We start from the raw sequence: 16,311 nt of genomic DNA, 5'->3' as shown, positions 1-16,311 counted from the left end.
GAGAAACAGGGAGACCTGAGTGTCTGTCAAGATCGGTATCAACGGCTTCGGCCGCATCGGACGCAACTACTTCCGCGCGGCTCTCGCGCAGGGAGCGGACCTTGAGATCGTCGCCGTCAACGACCTCACCGACAACAAGACCCTGGCGCACCTGCTGAAGTACGACTCGGTGGGCGGCGTCCTCGACGCCGAGATCAGCTACGACGAGGACAGCATTACCGTCAACGGCAAGACGATCAAGACGTTCGCCGAGCGCGACCCCGCAGGCCTCCCGTGGGGCGAGCTGGGAGTCGACATCGTGATCGAGTCGACCGGCTTCTTCACCAAGGCCGAGCTGGCCAAGAAGCACATCGAGGCCGGCGCGAAGAAGGTCCTCATCTCGGCACCGGGCACCGGCGTCGACGGCACGTTCGTCATGGGCGTGAACGAGGACACGTACAACCCGGAGACGGATCACATCATCTCCAACGCGTCTTGCACCACGAACTGCCTCGCACCGCTGGCACAGGTCTTCAACGACGCCTTCGGTATCGACCGCGGCTTCATGATGACCGCGCACGCGTACACCGCCGACCAGAACCTGCAGGACGGCCCGCACAGCGACCTCCGCCGTGCACGCGCCGCCGCGATCAACATCACTCCCGCCTCCACCGGTGCCGCCAAGGCCATCGGAGAGGTGCTGCCGGAGCTCCAGGGCAAGCTGAGCGGCTCCTCGTACCGCGTCCCGGTTCCCACCGGCTCGATCGTCGACCTCACCCTCATCACGGACCGCGAGAACCTGACGGTCGACGAGGTCAACGAGGCGTACAAGAAGGCTGCTGCCGAGGGTCGCCTCGCCGGTTTCCTCCAGTACAACGAGGACCCGATCGTCTCGAGCGACATCGTGCACAACCCGCACTCGTCGATCTTCGACTCGACGCTCACCAACGTCAGCGGCAACCTGATCAAGGTCTCCAGCTGGTACGACAACGAGTGGGGCTACTCCAACCGTCTCGTCGACCTGACCGAGTACGTGGCCGAGCGCCTCTAAGCTCAGACACATGACTCTGCGCACCCTGGACACACTGGGGTCGCTCGAGGGCAAGCGCGTCATCGTCCGTTGTGATCTCAACGTCCCCCTGCGGGATGGGATCATCACGGACGATGGCCGTGTCCGCGCCTCGTTGCCGACCCTCAATGCACTGATCAACGCGGGTGCCCGCGTGGTCGTGTGCTCCCACCTCGGCCGTCCGGATGGCGCGCCCGATCCTCAGTACAGCCTGGAGCCGGTGGCCCAGCGGCTCTCCGAGCTGCTCGGCGCTCCTGTCGCCTTCGCACGCGACACCGTCGGCGAGTCGGCTCAGGAGGCCGTCGCCTCGCTCGAGGACGGCGGGGTCGTCGTCATCGAGAACCTGCGGTTCAACGCGGGGGAGACGGCGAAGGATGACGCCACCCGCGCCGCGTTCGCCGCGGAGCTGGCCACGCTCGGGGACGTTCTCGTCTCCGACGGGTTCGGGGTCGTTCACCGCAAGCAGGCGAGCGTCTACGAGCTCGCCGAGCTGCTCCCGTCGGCGGCAGGCCTGCTGATCGCCGCCGAGCTCGATGTGCTCGATCGTCTGACCGAGAACCCGGAGCGCCCGTACGCGGTCGTTCTCGGCGGATCGAAGGTCAGCGACAAGCTGGGCGTCATCTCGCATCTGCTTCCGCGGGTGGACAGGATCCTCGTCGGCGGCGGCATGCTGTTCACCTTCCTGAAGGCACAGGGCCACGCCGTGGCGTCGAGCCTGCTGGAAGAGGACCAGCTCGAGACGGTTCGCGGCTACATCGCGGAGGCCGCCGAGCGTGGCGTGGAGCTCGTGCTCCCCACCGATGTCGTGGTCGCCGCATCCTTCGCCGCGGACGCCGCGCACGAAGTCGCCGCAGCCGACGCGATCGAGTCGACGCCGTTCGGTGCCTCCGGCATCGGACTGGACATCGGCCCTGCGACGGCGGAGCGTTTCGCGGAGGTCATCCGCGAGTCGAAGACGGTGTTCTGGAACGGCCCGATGGGCGTGTTCGAGTTCCCCGCGTTCGCGGCCGGCACCAAGACCGTGGCGCAGGCGCTCACCGAGGTCGACGGCCTCAGCGTGGTGGGCGGCGGTGACTCCGCGGCGGCCGTGCGTCAGCTCGGATTCTCCGACGACCAGTTCGGTCACATCTCGACCGGCGGCGGCGCGAGCCTCGAATTCCTCGAGGGCAAGAAACTACCTGGGCTGGAGGTCCTCGGATGGGCGTGAACTCCCGTACCCCGCTGATCGCGGGAAACTGGAAGATGAATCTCGACCACCTTCAGGCGGTCGCGTTCGTGCAGAAGCTGCACTGGACGTTGAAGGATGCCAAGCACGAGGACGGGTCCGTCGAGGTGGCGGTCTTCCCGCCCTTCACCGACATCCGCAGCGTGCAGACGCTCATCGATGCGGACAAGATCCCGTTCGCGCTCGGTGCGCAGGATGTGTCGGCGCACGACTTCGGTGCGTACACCGGCGAGGTCTCCGGGGCGTTCCTGGCGAAGCTCGACGCGAAGTACGTCATCATCGGACACTCCGAGCGTCGTGAGTACCACTGCGAAGGCGACGACATCGTGGCCGCCAAGGTGAAGGCGTCGCTCAGGCACGGCCTCGTGCCCGTGATCTGCGTCGGTGAGACCGCTGGCGACCTCGAGAAGTTCGGCGCCAGTGCGGTTCCGGTGTCCCAGCTCGAAGCCGCGCTCGAGGGTGTCTCGCCGAAGGCGGACATCGTCGTGGCCTACGAGCCCGTATGGGCGATCGGCTCCGGCCAGGCGGCGACCCCGCAGCAGGCGCAGGATGTCTGCGCCGCACTGCGCGCCGTCATCGCGAAGGTTTTGGGCGACGAAGCGGCCGCGCGCACGCGCATCCTCTACGGCGGTTCGGTGAAGTCGGGCAACATCGCCAGCTTCATGCGCGAACCCGATGTGGACGGCGCTCTGGTCGGCGGGGCGAGCCTCGTCGTGGACGAGTTCGCCGCGATCATCCGCTTCGAGAAGCACGTCGGCGTGTGAGTGCAGCGGGGCTTCGGCCCCGCTGCACCGTATACTTGACCGTTACGGGGGCGCTCCGGCCCCAGCGAAAGGCTCTTTCTCGTGGCAATTCTCGAGTTCGTCCTGCAGGTCGTGCTGGGTATCACCAGCGTTCTGCTGACCCTCCTCATCCTCTTGCACAAAGGTCGCGGCGGTGGCCTGTCCGACATGTTCGGTGGAGGCATGACCTCCGCGGTCGGCTCTTCCGGACTCGCGGAGCGGAACCTGAACCGCTTCACCGTCGTCCTGGCTCTGACGTGGTTCGTCTCCATCGTCGCGCTGGGCCTCATCACGAAATTCGAGGTCATCTGATGGCAACCGGTGGAAACGCGATCCGCGGAACCCGAGTGGGCTCCGGCCCCATGGGCGAGCAGGACCACGGCTATCACGCCGACCGCATCGCGGTCTCGTACTGGGACGGCCTCGGCAACGAGACCGTGCGGTACTTCGCCGCCGGTCTCCCGGAAGAGGAGATCCCGGAGACGATCGATCACCCGCAGTCCGGTCTTCCCGCCGGTCGCGACAAGGAGAATCCTCCTGCACTCGCGAAGGCGGAACCGTACAAGACTCACCTCGCCTACGTGAAGGAGCGTCGTACCGACGAGGAAGCCGTCCAGCTTCTCGACGATGCGCTCACGCAGTTGCGTGAGCGCCGGGGACAGTGACCTCGGTCTGACCTAGAAGAAGCCGCCGCGAGTGATCGCGGCGGCTTCTTCCGTATCCGGAGACCGTGCTCAGCGGCAGCCCGCCGCTGCGTCGATGTAGTTCTGCGGAGGGTATCCGTATGCCCAGACCCCGTTGGCATCGTCGGTGTAGCCCATGCTGATGGCCCAGGCGGTCGCCCACTTCTCGATGCTGTCCTGCGTTGAGGAGTCGTACATGCTCTGACACTTGACACTGATCGCATGCCCGACCTCGTGTGCGACGAGCGCCTTGCTCCGGACGCCCGGCCACTGCTCGGCAACCGAGTTCGAGAGTGCGATGGTCGCCCGCCCCTTCTCTCCCCACCACCAGGTCGTATAGCCGCCCATGCTGCCGTCGTAGCCGGCGCCGCTGACCACCGGCGCCCAGTCGAAGTCGAGAAGCACGCCGGGAGCGAGGGACCGCGCGAACGCCTCGATCTCGAGCCGGGTGTCCAGAAGCGGCCCTGCCTTCTCCGCCAGCTCTTCGTGCTCGGTCGCGATGACCTGCGCAGCCGCGTCCTGCAGGGCGAGGTAGGCCGTGGCCGCATCTTCATCCACCGCCGTCGCGGCCGTCGCCTCCGCGGCCGCGTCGCGCAGAGCGATCACGGTCTCGGTGCGTGCCGAGAGATGAGCGCCTTCGAACCCGGGCGCGGCCTCGCCCGCGGTGGTGATCACAGCCAGACCGCTCTCGGTCATCGTCGCCCGTGCGTCTTCGATATCGGTCGAGGCGTCCACGAGCTCGTCGGCGAGGGCATCGACGTCGCGGAGTCGCTCGTCCAGTTCCGACGTGGCGCCGAACAGCTCCCAGAACCAGCCGGGCTTCGTACCAACGGCAGGGATGTCCGTCGCGACGACGCCATCCGCGTCCGAGGCCGTGGCGGTGCTGTCTTCGACCGCCGAGGCGAGTCCGGCATGCACATCGTCGGGCACGGCGATCGGCTGGTTCCCTCCCGAGATGACCCGTCCGGCCGCATCGGTTGCGGCACGCAGGCCGGCGATCTCGTCGCGCACCTGCGCCTTCGCGCTCGACGTCGTCTCGGCGGCGCTCTCGTACTGCGACGCGGCGCTGTCGTATCCGAGATTCGAGGTCACCTGAGTGATGGCCAAGGCCGCGATCACGGCGGCTCCACCGAGCAGGCCGAGGAGGAGTCCGGTGCGCGTGCTTCGGCGTGGCGGCGTCGGTACAGGGGCGGAGGATGCCGCGGAGAACTGGACGGGCAGCTGGTGCCCGCCGTCGCGAAGCGTCTGACCCATTCGATGGTGCCTTCCGGTCGGAGACTGCGTGCAGCGGTGCTGTCAGCGTATTCGACGGGAGGGACAGGAATGCGAGAAGGCCCCCACCGATGGTGGGGGCCTTCTGGAGTGGAGGGGCTGACGAGAATCGAACTCGCATCATCTGTTTGGAAGACAGAGGCTTTACCACTAAGCTACAGCCCCGGATCCGCACCTTCGGAAAGGTTGGGTACCGACTCATCGACTATACCGGACTCTGACGCATGCTCCTGTCCGTTAGACTCGGTGGGGCTGAATCCGCGTGCGGATTCCCCGGGGCGTAGCTCAGTTTGGTAGAGCGCCCGCTTTGGGAGCGGGAGGTCGCAGGTTCAACTCCTGTCGCCCCGACACGGCCCCCACGGACCTTACAGCCGCGATTCGAAGCGGAAATCACAAGGAGAACACACCAGCATGGCGAACAGCACCGTCGAGAAGCTGACCCCGACCCGGGTCAAGCTCACCATCACGGTCACCCCGGACGACCTCAAGCCCAGCATCGCTCACGCGTACGAGCACATCGCTCAGGACGTGCAGATCCCCGGCTTCCGCAAGGGCAAGGTCCCGGCTCCGATCATCGACCAGCGCATCGGTCGTGGCGCCGTCATCGAGCACGCCGTCAACGAGGGCCTGGACAAGTTCTTCCGCGACGCGACGGTCGAGCACAAGCTGCGCGTCGTCGGCCGCCCGGCCGCCGACATCACGCAGTGGCCGAACGAGAAGGACTTCTCGGGTGACCTGCTCGTCGACATCGAGGTGGACGTCCGCCCCGAGATCGAGCTGCCCTCCTACGACGGCATCACGGTGACGGTCGACGCCGTCGAGGCCGATGACGCCGCGCTCGACGCAGAGCTCGACAACATGCGCGCCCGCTTCGGCACGCTTGTCCCGGTCGACCGTCCCGCCGCGAAGGGTGACTTCGTCGAGCTCGACCTCGTCGCCACGATCGACGGCGCCGAGATCGACCGCGCCGAGGGCGTCTCCTACGAGGTCGGCTCCGGCGAGCTGCTCGAGGGCATCGACGACGCGATCGAGTCGCTCACCGCCGGTGAGGACACCACGTTCCGCTCGGCTCTGGTCGGCGGCGACCACGCCGGTTCCGAGGCCGAGGTCTCCGTGACGGTCAAGGCGGTCAAGGAGCGCGAGCTCCCCGAGGCCGACGACGACTTCGCGCAGATCGCGAGCGAGTTCGACACGATCGCCGAGCTCCGCGAGAGCCTCGCCGAGCGCGTCGCTCAGCAGGGCGTCTTCACGCAGGGCTCCGCCGCGCGCGACAAGCTCGTCGAGGTGCTGCTCGAGCAGATCGAGATCCCGGTCCCGCCGCAGCTCATCGAAGACGAGGTGCACAACCACCTCGAGGGCGAGGGCCGTCTCGAGGACGAGGTGCACCGCGCCGAGGTCACCGAGGCCAGCGAGAAGCAGTTCCGCACGCAGGTTCTCCTCGACACGATCGCCGAGCAGGCCGATGTTCAGGTGTCGCAGGAAGAGCTCAGCCAGTACCTCATCCAGTCGGCTGCGCAGTACGGCATGGCTCCGCAGGAGTTCGTCGAGGCGCTGCAGTCCTCGAACCAGCTGCCGGCGCTCGTCGGTGAGGTCGCCCGCAACAAGGCCCTCGCGATCGCCCTGGGCAAGGTGAAGGTCGTCGACAGCAACGGCAAGCCCGTCGATCTGTCCGACTTCATCGTCACCGACGACGAGGCCGCCGAGGCCGAGTCCGCCGAGGTCGAGGAGAAGCCGGCCAAGAAGGCCCCTGCCAAGAAGTCTGCTGCCAAGAAGGCTCCGGCCAAGAAGGCCGACGCGGCTGACGAGGCCGAGAAGCCGGCTGCCAAGAAGCCCGCCGCCAAGAAGGCTCCGGCCAAGAAGGCGGCCGACAAGGCCGAGTGATCGGACACGATCCAGTGAAGAGGGCGGATGCTGCGGCATCCGCCCTCTTTTCCATACAGGGAGCGGACAGTGATGAAGACGTGGGATGAGCGCATCGACGAGGTGTGGGATGACGCGACAGGCGAAGAGGTCGGCGACGACACGATCGCCCGCATCGACGCCCTCGCCGCCGAACGCGGACCGGATGACGCTCGTGCGGAGTTCGAGCGCGGTGGTGCGCGGGATTCCGCGGGGAGACCGGCGGAGGCCGTCGTGCTGTATCGGCGCGCCCTGGCGCTGGGCTTGGACGAGGAGCATCGCCCGCAGTGCGTGATCCAGATGGCCAGCTCTCTGCGGAACCTCGGCGAGTACGACGACGCCCTCGCCGTGATCCGCGCCGAGGAGGAGCTGTTGGCGGACGGTCCGTATCGCGACGCCATCGCGTGCGTCCATGCCCTCATCCTCGCGAGCGCGGGACGGCCGGCGCAGGGTCTGTCGGTGGCTCTGCTCGCCCTGGTGCCGCATCTGCCGCGCTACCACCGGTCGATGACGGCATATGCCCGCGAGATCGCGGACGCCGACACCTGATATGCCGACGGCGAACACGGCCTGGGTGCTGCGTTGACGCCGGTAGATTCGAATCACTGAAACACGGAATCAGGAGCTGACATGGCTGCAGAACCCCTCCTCGCAACGAGCGTCTTCGACAGGTTGCTGAAGGACCGCATCATCTGGCTGGGGTCGGAGGTGCGCGACGAGAACGCGAACGAGATCTGCGCGAAGATCCTTCTTCTCGCCGCAGAGGACTCCGAGCGAGACATCTACCTCTACGTGAACTCGCCCGGTGGCTCCATCACCGCCGGCATGGCGATCTACGACACGATGCAGTTCGTGCCGAACGACATCGTCACGGTCGGCATCGGTATGGCCGCCTCGATGGGCCAGCTGCTGCTCACCGCGGGCACCAAGGGCAAGCGGTACATCACGCCCAACGCGCGAGTGCTGCTGCACCAGCCGCACGGTGGCTTCGGCGGAACGTCGAGCGACATCCAGACCCAGGCGCAGCTCATCATGTCGATGAAGAACCGCCTTGCCGAGATCACGGCGGCCCAGACCGGGAAGTCCGTCGAGCAGATCAACGCCGACGGTGACCGCGACCGCTGGTTCACGGCCGAGGAAGCGCTCGAGTACGGCTTCGTCGACCACATCCGCGAATCGGCCTCCGACGTCATCGGCGGCGGCGGAACCGACCAGGACACCGAGTAACGGAAAGCGAAAGGACGCTCATGTACACACCCACCTTCCGCTCAGCCGGTGACCTGCCCTCCAGCCGCTACGTGCTCCCGCAGTTCGAGGAGCGCACGGCCTACGGCTTCAAGCGTCAGGACCCGTACAACAAGCTGTTCGAAGACCGCGTGATCTTCCTCGGCGTGCAGGTCGACGACGCCTCGGCCGACGACGTGATGGCGCAGCTCCTCGTCCTGGAGAGCCAGGATGCCGAGCGTGACATCACGATGTACATCAACTCGCCCGGTGGCTCGTTCACCGCGATGACGGCGATCTACGACACGATGCAGTACGTCGCGCCGCAGATCCAGACCGTGGTGCTCGGCCAGGCGGCCTCTGCTGCGGCCGTGCTGCTCGCGGCCGGCGCGCCGGGCAAGCGCCTCGCGCTCCCGAACGCCCGGGTGCTCATCCACCAGCCCGCGATGGGGGAGGCCGGGCACGGCCAGGCCTCCGACATCGAGATCCAGGCCGCGGAGATCCTCCGCATGCGCACGTGGCTCGAGGAGACCCTCGCCGGGCACACCAAGCGCACCCCGGAGCAGGTGAACCGCGACATCGACCGCGACAACATCCTCTCCGCATCGCAGGCGCTGGAGTACGGCATCGTCGACCAGGTGCTCACGACGCGCAAGCGCGCCTGATCCCGATCGACTCGAAGGGCGTCCGTCATCACGACGGGCGCCCTTTCGTCGTCCCGGCGGATGTGCACTCGCCCTGGCGGAGAATGCGCATATGAGCAAGATGGTGCGCGAACGCTGTCAAAGGCCTACTCTGGAGGAGGAAGGAGGAAGCCGTGGAAGAAGATCTGCTCATGGTTCGCGTCGCCGAGCTGTACTACGACGAGGACAAGACCCAGGACGAGATCGGCGGACTCCTCAAGATCTCCCGGTGGAAGGTCGGTCGGCTGCTCACCCAGGCCCGTGAACGAGGCATCGTGCGCATCGAGATCGTGCACCCGCGCGCCCGCAGGCTCGGCCTCGAGCGGCTTCTGGTCGACCGGTTCGGACTGACGGATGCCGTCGTCGTGCCGGCGCCCGACGGCGATGACGGCACACTCGAGCGCGTCGCGCAGGCCGCCGCAGACTTCCTGACCGCCCTCCGGCCGGTGCCCCGCACTCTCGGGGTGAGCTGGGGACGCACGCTCCGCGCAGTCGCCGAAGCGCTCCCCGACGGGTGGGCGAACGGCGTGACCGTCGTGCAGCTCAACGGGGGAGTGAGCCTGAACCGGCGCTCCGGCGGTGCTGCCGGCCTCGCTGTCACGATCGCGCAGCGCGCCTCGGGACAGGTCTCCCTGCTTCCGAGCCCCGCGATCCTCGAGCGCGTGGAGACGAAGCAGGCGATCGAGTCCGACCGCACGGTCGCCGCGGTGCTCGAAGAAGCCGCGGAGGCGCAGGCGTTCCTGTTTACCGCCGGACCCTGCGATGCCTCTTCCGCTCACGTCGAGAACGGATACCTCAGCGCCGAGGACGTGGAAGAGCTCGCGCGTCGTGGCGCGGTCGGAGACGTTCTCGGGCGCTATGTCGACGCCGAGGGCAACATCGTCGACTCACAGCTCGATGCGCGAACGGTCGGCGTCTCGCTCGACCGCCTGCGCGGAGCCGCCCGCGCGATCTTCGTCACGGCGGGACCCGCCAAGCACGACATCGCGCGCACTGTCGTGACCAGCGGCCTGTGCGGCGTTCTGGTGACCGATGAGACCACAGCACGAGCATTGTTGGAGGAACAGTGACGACCAAAGAACTCAACCGCAGGACGGCGGTGGACGTTCTGGGCGGAGAGCCCGACGACGCCACGCTCCGGCGTTTCCTGCACGGACTTCCCGGAGTGGACGCCGTCGGTCTGGAGCAGCGCGCTGCCGGGCTCGGCACCCGCTCGATCAAGACCACCTCGAAGGCGTGGGCGCTCGACACGATCATCAAGCTGATCGACCTGACGACGCTCGAGGGCGCGGACACCCCCGGCAAGGTGCGCTCCCTGGTCGCCAAGGCGAAGAACCCGGATGCCGCCGATGCGTCGACCCCGCGGGTTGCCGCCGTCTGCGTCTACGGCGACATGGTCGCCGACGCGGTCACGGCGCTGGGGAGCCTGCACGGCGACCCCGACGACGGTCTGATCTCCGTCGCGGCGGTGGCCACGGCATTCCCGAGCGGGCGCTCGTCGCTCGCGATCAAGCTCGCCGACACCGCTGAGGCGGTCGCCGCCGGAGCCGACGAGATCGACATGGTCATCGACCGTGGGGCGTTCCTGTCGGGCCGCTACGGTCTCGTGTTCGACCAGATCGCCCAGGTCAAGGAAGCGTGCCGTCGCGAAGACGGCTCCTACGCCTCGCTCAAGGTGATCCTGGAGACCGGTGAGCTGAACACCTACGACAACATCAAGCGTGCCTCGTGGCTCGGCATCCTGGCCGGGGGCGACTTCATCAAAACCTCGACCGGCAAGGTCCAGCCCGCCGCGACGCTCCCGACCACCCTGCTGATGCTGGAGACCGTGCGCGACTGGCACCGTGGCACCGGAGAGAAGATCGGCGTCAAGCCGGCCGGTGGCATCCGTTCCTCGAAGGACGCGGTGAAGTATCTCGTGACCGTCGCCGAGACCGTGGGCGAGGAGTGGCTCCAGCCGCACCTCTTCCGCTTCGGCGCATCCAGCCTCCTCAACGATGTGCTCCTGCAGCGTCAGAAGCTCAGCTCCGGCCACTACTCGGGCCCCGACTACGTCACGATCGACTGACGGGAAGACGAACATGTCATTTCTGGAATACGCTCCCGCACCGGAGTCCACCGCGATCCTGAACCTCAAGGACAGCTACGGCCTGTTCATCGACGGCGAGTTCGTCGACGGCTCGGGCACCCCGTTCCACACCATCTCGCCGGCGACGGAGAAGCACATCGCCGAGATCGCCTCGGCCAGTGACGAGGATGTCGACCGCGCGGTCGCCGCTGCTCGTCGCGCCTACGAGAAGACCTGGTCGAAGATGAGCGGCCGCGATCGCGGCAAGTACCTCTTCCGCATCGCGCGCCTCGTGCAGGAGCGCGCCCGCGAGCTCGCCGTCGCCGAGAGCCTCGACAACGGCAAGCCGATCAAGGAGAGTCGCGACGTCGACGTGCCGCTGGTCGCCTCGTGGTTCTTCTACTACGCGGGCTGGGCGGACAAGCTCGATCACGCCGGACTCGGCGCGAACCCCCGCGCTCTCGGCGTCGCCGGGCAGATCATCCCGTGGAACTTCCCACTGTTGATGCTCGCCTGGAAGATCGCGCCTGCACTCGCCGCCGGCAACACGGTCGTGCTCAAGCCTGCGGAGACCACGCCGCTCACGGCGCTGATCTTCGCGGAGATCCTTCAGCAGGCCGACCTTCCGGCCGGTGTCGTGAACATCGTGACGGGTGCCGGTGCCACCGGCTCCACTCTCGTCCGCCACCCGGATGTGGACAAGGTGGCCTTCACCGGTTCGACCGGTGTCGGCCGCGACATCGCACGGGCCGTGGCAGGCACCCACAAGAAGCTGACGCTGGAGCTCGGCGGCAAGGCCGCGAACATCGTGTTCGACGACGCCCCCATCGATCAGGCCATCGAAGGCATCGTGAACGGGATCTTCTTCAACCAGGGTCACGTGTGCTGCGCGGGAAGCCGCCTGCTGGTGCAGGAGTCGATCCACGATGAGGTCGTCGACCGGCTCAAGACGCGCCTGTCGACGCTGCGCCTCGGCGACCCGCTCGACAAGAACACCGACATCGGTGCGATCAACTCCGCAGCCCAGCTGGCGCGCATCCGTGAGCTCAGCGACATCGGGGAAGCCGAGGGCGCAGAGCGCTGGAGTGCGGACTGCGCGATCCCGGAGCAGGGCTTCTGGTTCGCCCCGACGATCTTCACCGGTGTCGAGGCGTCGCATCGCATCGCCCGTGATGAGGTCTTCGGCCCCGTGCTCTCGGTGCTCACCTTCCGCACACCCGCCGAGGCCATCGCGAAGGCGAACAACACGCCTTACGGCCTGTCCGCAGGCATCTGGTCCGACAAGGGATCGCGCATCCTCGCTGTGGCCGACCGCCTGCGTGCCGGTGTCATCTGGGCCAACACCTTCAACCGCTTCGACCCGTCGAGCCCGTTCGGCGGTTACAAGGAGTCCGGGTTCGGCCGCGAGGGCGGCCGCCAGGGTCTCACCGCCTACCTCAAGGGAGCCGCAGCATGAGCAAGCGACTGACCGTGCCTAAGACGTACAAGCTGGCGATCGGCGGGGCCTTCCCGCGGAGCGAATCCGGCCGCACGTACGAGGTGCTCACCCCCAAGGGTGCCTTCCTCGCGAATGCGGCGAAGGGTTCCCGCAAGGACGCTCGCGACGCCGTCGTGGCCGCTCGTGCTGCGGTCAAGGGCTGGTCCGGTGCGACCGCCTACAACCGCGGACAGGTCCTGTACCGCGTCGCGGAGGTGCTCGAAGGCCGTCGTGCGCAGTTCGTCGAGGAGATCTCGGCGCAGGAGGGCGTCTCGGCTGCGGCCGCGGCCTCGCAGGTCGACGAAGCCATCGATCTCTGGGTCTGGTACGCCGGATGGTGCGACAAGTACGCCCAGGTGGCGGGTAACGCGAACCCCGTCTCGGGTCCGTACTTCAACATCTCCGTGCCGGAGCCGACCGGGGTCGTCGCGATCGTCGCACCCCAGGACTCGGCGCTGCTCGGTCTGGTGTCGGTCGTGGCTCCGGCTCTGGTCGCCGGGAACACGGTGGTCGTCGTCGCGAGCGAGCAGCACCCGCTCTCGGCCATCAGCCTCGCCGAGGTGCTGGCCACCAGCGACGTCCCCGGTGGCGTCGTCAACGTGCTGACGGGCTCGCCGGCGGAGATCGCCCCGTGGTTGGCCTCGCACCAGGACGTGAACGCGCTCGACCTGGCGGGTGCGGGTGCTCTCGACTGGGTCGACATGCAGATCGCTGCGGCCGAGACGCTCAAGCGCGTGCTGACTCCGGGTGAGGTCGTGGCCTCTCCGGAGCGGATCGGCGCGTTCACGGAGATCAAGACCGTCTGGCACACCAAGAGCATGGTCTGACGGACGTCGGAACGACGGAGGGCCCTGCCGCGCATCGCGCCGCAGGGCCTTCTCTCTCGAAAGGGCGTTGCGGGAGCATCACTGTGGTTTCATGACGGCATGACGATCACGCCACGTCGGAATCCCTCCGCGGTCTTGTCGCTCCTGCTCGCCGGGACACTCTTGCTCGGGGGATGCGCCGTGGTGCCGGCCGAGACGGGCGGTGCGGGGAGTCCGGCCCCGCCCACGCCCACCGTGGCGTGCCCCCAGAACGACGGTGCGGTGCTTCCCCCGGAATGCGCGCCGTACGATCCAGATCACGCCATGGCGCAGAACGATCGATATCGGGATCGCATGGAGCTCTCTGACGAGGCTGCGGCAGCAGCGGTGCAGCCGGTGGCCGACCTGCGTGTGCGTCTGGAAGCACTGCGGACGGAAGGCGAGATCTCGATCCGGGCCGTCGAGCAGGCGTTGCAGGAGATCGGCCTCCCGGGCGCCGTGGTCCGCGGTGACGAGGCTGCCGTGGAGTTCGGAGCCGGCGCGCCGGAGGGCGGGTGCGTGTTCGGCGAGGTGCGTCAGGATGCGGTCCGCGTCGAGGCGGGCGGATACATCATGGACGGAGGGTGCCTGCCCGCGCAGTGAGTCCGGATCCGACTCGCCGCAGACCAGAGCTCGCCGGTATGCGCAAAGCACTACGCGCCAATGCGGCCCGGTGTCGTATGCAGCGGTTAGGCTCGAAGGACGATCTCTGATCCCCCTAGGAGGACGCGCATGGCACGCATCGGTGAAAGCGCTGACCTGTTCAAATGCTCTTTCTGCGGAAAGAGTCAGAAGCAGGTCCAGCAGCTCATCGCGGGCCCCGGCGTGTACATCTGCGACGAGTGCGTCGAACTGTGCAACGAGATCATCGAAGAGCGCATGGCCGAGTCGTCAGCCGATGGGGTCGCCGAGTTCGAGCTTCCCAAGCCGCGTGAGATCTTCGCGTTCCTCGAGGAGTACGTCGTCGGCCAGGAGCCTGCGAAGCGTGCCCTCGCCGTCGCCGTCTACAACCACTACAAGCGCGTGCGTGCGCACGGCACCCTGCAGACCGCCGAGCAGAAGGCGGAAGAGGTCGAGATCGCCAAGAGCAACATCCTGCTCATCGGCCCGACCGGATGCGGCAAGACCTACCTCGCACAGACGCTCGCGAAGCGCCTCAACGTCCCGTTCGCCGTGGCCGATGCCACCGCGCTGACCGAGGCCGGCTACGTCGGCGAAGACGTCGAGAACATCCTCCTCAAGCTCATCCAGGCTGCGGACTACGACGTCAAGCGCGCGGAGCAGGGCATCATCTACATCGACGAGGTAGACAAGATCGCCCGCAAGGCCGAGAACCCGTCGATCACCCGCGACGTCTCGGGGGAGGGCGTGCAGCAGGCTCTCCTGAAGATCATCGAGGGCACGGTCGCCTCGGTTCCGCCGCAGGGCGGCCGCAAGCACCCGCATCAGGAGTTCCTGCAGATCGACACCTCGAACGTGCTGTTCATCGTCGCCGGAGCCTTCGCAGGCCTGGAAGACATCGTGTCGGCGCGTGTCGGCAAGCACGGCATCGGCTTCGGCGCCCCGCTGCATGACAAGGGCAAAGACCTCGATCTCTTCAGCGAGGTGCTCCCCGAAGACCTGCACAAGTTCGGACTCATCCCCGAGTTCATCGGGCGTCTTCCGGTCGTCACCTCGGTGTCGCCTCTCGACCAGTCCGCGCTCATCGACATCCTCACCGGCCCGCGCAACGCTCTGGTGAAGCAGTACCAGCGCATGTTCGAGATCGACGGCGTGCAGCTCGAGTTCGAAGAGGATGCACTGCGATCGATCGCCGACCTCGCTGTCGAGCGCAAGACCGGTGCCCGCGGACTCCGCGCGATCCTGGAAGACGTGCTGGGACCGATCATGTTCGAGATCCCGTCGGCGGAAGACGTCGCGAAGGTCATCGTCACGCGCGCGGCCGTCGACGAAGGCGCACCGCCCACCATCGTGATGGAGCGCAAGCGCAAGAGCGCGTGAGCGCTGAGCCGGCCGCCTGGACGACGATCGCCCGCAGGACGGTCGTCGAAGACCAGTGGATCCGTCTCCGTGCGGACGACTGCGAAGACACCAGCGGCCGGTCGATAGCGCCGTACTACGTGCTGGAGTACGGCGACTGGATCTCGGTACTGGCCCTCGACGGGAACGACGACGCGATCGTCGTCGAGGAGTACCGTCACGGCGCCGCCATCGTGGCCATCGGCACGATCGGCGGGGGAGTGGAGCCCGGGGAGTCGCCGGAAGACGCGGCCGCCCGGGAACTCCTCGAGGAAACGGGCTTCGAGTCCGACGACCTCATCGGGCTCGGTGCGACGTGGGCCAACTTCGGCAACCACACCAACCGCGTGCACCACTTCCTCGCGCGAGGATGCCGGCGCGTCGCGGAGCAGTCGCTCGACGACGGCGAGTCGATCGCCGTGCACGTGCTGTCGCTCGACGGGCTCGGTGACCGCCTCTCGCAGAGCTACCACCAGCTCACCTGGTACAAGGCGATGGACTGGCTCGGACGATGACCGGTGCCGCGGCGTGGGGCGGGGATCGCCACTCCGCACCGCCGCAGTAGGCGGCGCTGCCTGGTCCCGGGTCAGGCGGTCTGCATGAGCAGATCGGTGCGCAGCTCCGCCGGCGCGGTGCTCGGGTCGGAGACGTAGACCTCGATCCAGACGCCTCCGGGACGGAGGCCTTCTGCCGCTGCGCGCTCGACCAGCCCTGCCCACGCGGCGCCGAGCTCTTCGTAGGAACCCAATAGGGTCGTCGCGACCGCTGGGCCTTCGGGCAGGGTCGAGGCGACGATGACACTCCCGCTGGCGGTCGGGATGGGATGATCGGGCGGCGACTGCACGGGGTAACCGATCTCGAGGTCGAACACGCCCATCGGATCACCGTGGTAGATCGCCAGCGCAGGGCCGGTCGGGATCAACACGTCGCCCGCGAACGTCAGTGCGATCGCCGAGTAGCTCGCGTCGAACGCGGCCGGGAGGTCGGCGATGCGGATGCCTTTGTGTCGGATGACGGCGAGGGGGACGGCGTCGAGGTCGAGCCGGTCGGCAGGACCGAAGGGGGCGTCGGGGAATGCACTCATGC

The 16,311-nt window shown here is 67.4% G+C and carries 18 protein-coding genes and 2 tRNA genes; 17 read left to right on the top strand and 3 right to left on the bottom strand.

Translation table 11 applies throughout. The features are described from left to right. Positions 1-19 precede the first annotated feature (19 nt). The 5 genes from gap (at position 20) to KY497_RS13550 (ending at position 3,720) form a co-directional block, all read left to right on the top strand. A complete protein-coding gene (gap, locus tag KY497_RS13570; protein WP_219869260.1) occupies positions 20-1,030 on the top strand; it encodes a type I glyceraldehyde-3-phosphate dehydrogenase in 1,011 nt (336 codons plus the stop codon). Positions 1,031-1,040: 10 nt separating this feature from the next. Next, positions 1,041-2,255 carry a phosphoglycerate kinase gene (locus KY497_RS13565; protein ID WP_141386161.1) on the top strand — a complete coding sequence of 405 codons (1,215 nt, stop codon included), beginning with the start codon at positions 1,041-1,043 and terminating at the stop codon, positions 2,253-2,255. Continuing rightward, complete coding sequence (tpiA, locus tag KY497_RS13560) at positions 2,246-3,037, top strand: triose-phosphate isomerase (RefSeq protein ID WP_218682632.1); 792 nt, start codon at positions 2,246-2,248, stop codon at positions 3,035-3,037. The genes KY497_RS13565 and tpiA overlap by 10 nt, the downstream gene beginning before the upstream one ends. 81 nt (positions 3,038-3,118) lie before the next feature. Then, the gene (gene secG / locus KY497_RS13555; protein ID WP_017202783.1) at positions 3,119-3,367 is read left to right on the top strand and encodes a preprotein translocase subunit SecG; all 249 of its coding nucleotides are present in this window, start codon (positions 3,119-3,121) and stop codon (positions 3,365-3,367) included. Further along, positions 3,367-3,720 carry an RNA polymerase-binding protein RbpA gene (locus KY497_RS13550; protein ID WP_017830291.1) on the top strand — a complete coding sequence of 118 codons (354 nt, stop codon included), beginning with the start codon at positions 3,367-3,369 and terminating at the stop codon, positions 3,718-3,720. Before secG ends, KY497_RS13550 begins: the two co-directional genes overlap by 1 nt. Positions 3,721-3,789: 69 nt before the next feature. On the opposite strand, the gene KY497_RS13545 is transcribed toward KY497_RS13550, so the two are convergent. Together KY497_RS13545 and KY497_RS13540 are read right to left on the bottom strand one after the other, a co-directional pair. Next, complete coding sequence (locus KY497_RS13545) at positions 3,790-4,992, bottom strand: hypothetical protein (RefSeq protein WP_219869259.1); 1,203 nt, start codon at positions 4,990-4,992, stop codon at positions 3,790-3,792. A gap of 109 nt (positions 4,993-5,101) precedes the next feature. Beyond that, positions 5,102-5,175 (bottom strand) — tRNA-Gly (locus KY497_RS13540). A 109-nt stretch (positions 5,176-5,284) separates the two neighbouring features. Between KY497_RS13540 and KY497_RS13535 the strand changes: the two genes are divergently transcribed. The 12 genes from KY497_RS13535 to KY497_RS13480 all read left to right on the top strand — a co-directional run bounded on the left by KY497_RS13535 (position 5,285) and on the right by KY497_RS13480 (position 15,740). Beyond that, a tRNA-Pro gene (locus KY497_RS13535) sits at positions 5,285-5,358 on the top strand. Between the two features lie 63 nt (positions 5,359-5,421). Next, positions 5,422-6,891, top strand: a complete 1,470-nt coding sequence (gene tig / locus KY497_RS13530; protein WP_141386157.1) for a trigger factor — start codon at positions 5,422-5,424, stop codon at positions 6,889-6,891. Positions 6,892-6,963: 72 nt separating this feature from the next. Then, positions 6,964-7,458, top strand: coding sequence for a tetratricopeptide repeat protein (locus tag KY497_RS13525; protein ID WP_219869258.1), 495 nt, complete (start codon positions 6,964-6,966; stop codon positions 7,456-7,458). A gap of 81 nt (positions 7,459-7,539) precedes the next feature. Then, positions 7,540-8,136 carry an ATP-dependent Clp protease proteolytic subunit gene (locus tag KY497_RS13520; protein WP_017830295.1) on the top strand — a complete coding sequence of 199 codons (597 nt, stop codon included), beginning with the start codon at positions 7,540-7,542 and terminating at the stop codon, positions 8,134-8,136. Positions 8,137-8,156: 20 nt separating this feature from the next. Beyond that, positions 8,157-8,798: an ATP-dependent Clp protease proteolytic subunit gene (locus KY497_RS13515; protein WP_141386156.1), complete on the top strand. Its 642-nt coding sequence runs from the start codon at positions 8,157-8,159 to the stop codon at positions 8,796-8,798. Between the two features lie 152 nt (positions 8,799-8,950). Next, on the top strand, positions 8,951-9,886 hold the full coding sequence (locus KY497_RS13510) for a sugar-binding transcriptional regulator (RefSeq protein WP_229778858.1): 936 nt from the start codon (positions 8,951-8,953) through the stop codon (positions 9,884-9,886). After that, positions 9,883-10,884: a deoxyribose-phosphate aldolase gene (gene deoC / locus KY497_RS13505; RefSeq protein WP_017830298.1), complete on the top strand. Its 1,002-nt coding sequence runs from the start codon at positions 9,883-9,885 to the stop codon at positions 10,882-10,884. The genes KY497_RS13510 and deoC overlap by 4 nt, the downstream gene beginning before the upstream one ends. A 13-nt stretch (positions 10,885-10,897) precedes the next feature. Beyond that, complete coding sequence (locus tag KY497_RS13500) at positions 10,898-12,340, top strand: aldehyde dehydrogenase family protein (protein ID WP_017830299.1); 1,443 nt, start codon at positions 10,898-10,900, stop codon at positions 12,338-12,340. Further along, positions 12,337-13,188 carry an aldehyde dehydrogenase family protein gene (locus KY497_RS13495; protein ID WP_017830300.1) on the top strand — a complete coding sequence of 284 codons (852 nt, stop codon included), beginning with the start codon at positions 12,337-12,339 and terminating at the stop codon, positions 13,186-13,188. Before KY497_RS13500 ends, KY497_RS13495 begins: the two co-directional genes overlap by 4 nt. 333 nt (positions 13,189-13,521) lie before the next feature. Beyond that, positions 13,522-13,809: a hypothetical protein gene (locus KY497_RS13490; RefSeq protein WP_141386154.1), complete on the top strand. Its 288-nt coding sequence runs from the start codon at positions 13,522-13,524 to the stop codon at positions 13,807-13,809. 129 nt (positions 13,810-13,938) lie between these two features. Further along, complete coding sequence (clpX, locus tag KY497_RS13485) at positions 13,939-15,207, top strand: ATP-dependent Clp protease ATP-binding subunit ClpX (RefSeq protein WP_017830302.1); 1,269 nt, start codon at positions 13,939-13,941, stop codon at positions 15,205-15,207. Further along, a complete protein-coding gene (locus tag KY497_RS13480) occupies positions 15,204-15,740 on the top strand; it encodes an NUDIX hydrolase (protein WP_219869257.1) in 537 nt (178 codons plus the stop codon). The genes clpX and KY497_RS13480 overlap by 4 nt, the downstream gene beginning before the upstream one ends. A gap of 71 nt (positions 15,741-15,811) precedes the next feature. Here KY497_RS13480 and KY497_RS13475 read toward each other — a convergent pair whose 3' ends face one another. Beyond that, positions 15,812-16,309, bottom strand: coding sequence for a GyrI-like domain-containing protein (locus KY497_RS13475; protein ID WP_141386152.1), 498 nt, complete (start codon positions 16,307-16,309; stop codon positions 15,812-15,814). Positions 16,310-16,311 lie beyond the last annotated feature (2 nt).

Origin of the sequence: Microbacterium sp. PAMC22086 (assembly GCF_019443525.1) — a bacterium.
In the GTDB taxonomy this organism is placed as follows: Bacteria; Actinomycetota; Actinomycetes; order Actinomycetales; family Microbacteriaceae; genus Microbacterium; species Microbacterium maritypicum.
Note: the sequence above shows the minus strand (reverse complement) of the source record. Positions and strands in the feature narration are given on the sequence as shown.

Excerpts from the sequence above, each read along its gene's own strand:
- KY497_RS13565 (WP_141386161.1), top strand. The coding sequence starts at position 1,041 with ATGACTCTGCGCACCCTGGACACACTGGGGTCGCTCGAGGGCAAGCGC.
- tpiA (WP_218682632.1), top strand. The coding sequence starts at position 2,246 with ATGGGCGTGAACTCCCGTACCCCGCTGATCGCGGGAAACTGGAAGATG.
- KY497_RS13550 (WP_017830291.1), top strand. The coding sequence starts at position 3,367 with ATGGCAACCGGTGGAAACGCGATCCGCGGAACCCGAGTGGGCTCCGGC.
- KY497_RS13545 (WP_219869259.1), bottom strand. The coding sequence starts at position 4,992 with ATGGGTCAGACGCTTCGCGACGGCGGGCACCAGCTGCCCGTCCAGTTC.
- tig (WP_141386157.1), top strand. The coding sequence starts at position 5,422 with ATGGCGAACAGCACCGTCGAGAAGCTGACCCCGACCCGGGTCAAGCTC.
- KY497_RS13525 (WP_219869258.1), top strand. The coding sequence starts at position 6,964 with ATGAAGACGTGGGATGAGCGCATCGACGAGGTGTGGGATGACGCGACA.
- KY497_RS13520 (WP_017830295.1), top strand. The coding sequence starts at position 7,540 with ATGGCTGCAGAACCCCTCCTCGCAACGAGCGTCTTCGACAGGTTGCTG.
- KY497_RS13515 (WP_141386156.1), top strand. The coding sequence starts at position 8,157 with ATGTACACACCCACCTTCCGCTCAGCCGGTGACCTGCCCTCCAGCCGC.
- KY497_RS13500 (WP_017830299.1), top strand. The coding sequence starts at position 10,898 with ATGTCATTTCTGGAATACGCTCCCGCACCGGAGTCCACCGCGATCCTG.
- KY497_RS13495 (WP_017830300.1), top strand. The coding sequence starts at position 12,337 with ATGAGCAAGCGACTGACCGTGCCTAAGACGTACAAGCTGGCGATCGGC.
- KY497_RS13490 (WP_141386154.1), top strand. The coding sequence starts at position 13,522 with ATGGAGCTCTCTGACGAGGCTGCGGCAGCAGCGGTGCAGCCGGTGGCC.
- clpX (WP_017830302.1), top strand. The coding sequence starts at position 13,939 with ATGGCACGCATCGGTGAAAGCGCTGACCTGTTCAAATGCTCTTTCTGC.
- KY497_RS13475 (WP_141386152.1), bottom strand. The coding sequence starts at position 16,309 with ATGAGTGCATTCCCCGACGCCCCCTTCGGTCCTGCCGACCGGCTCGAC.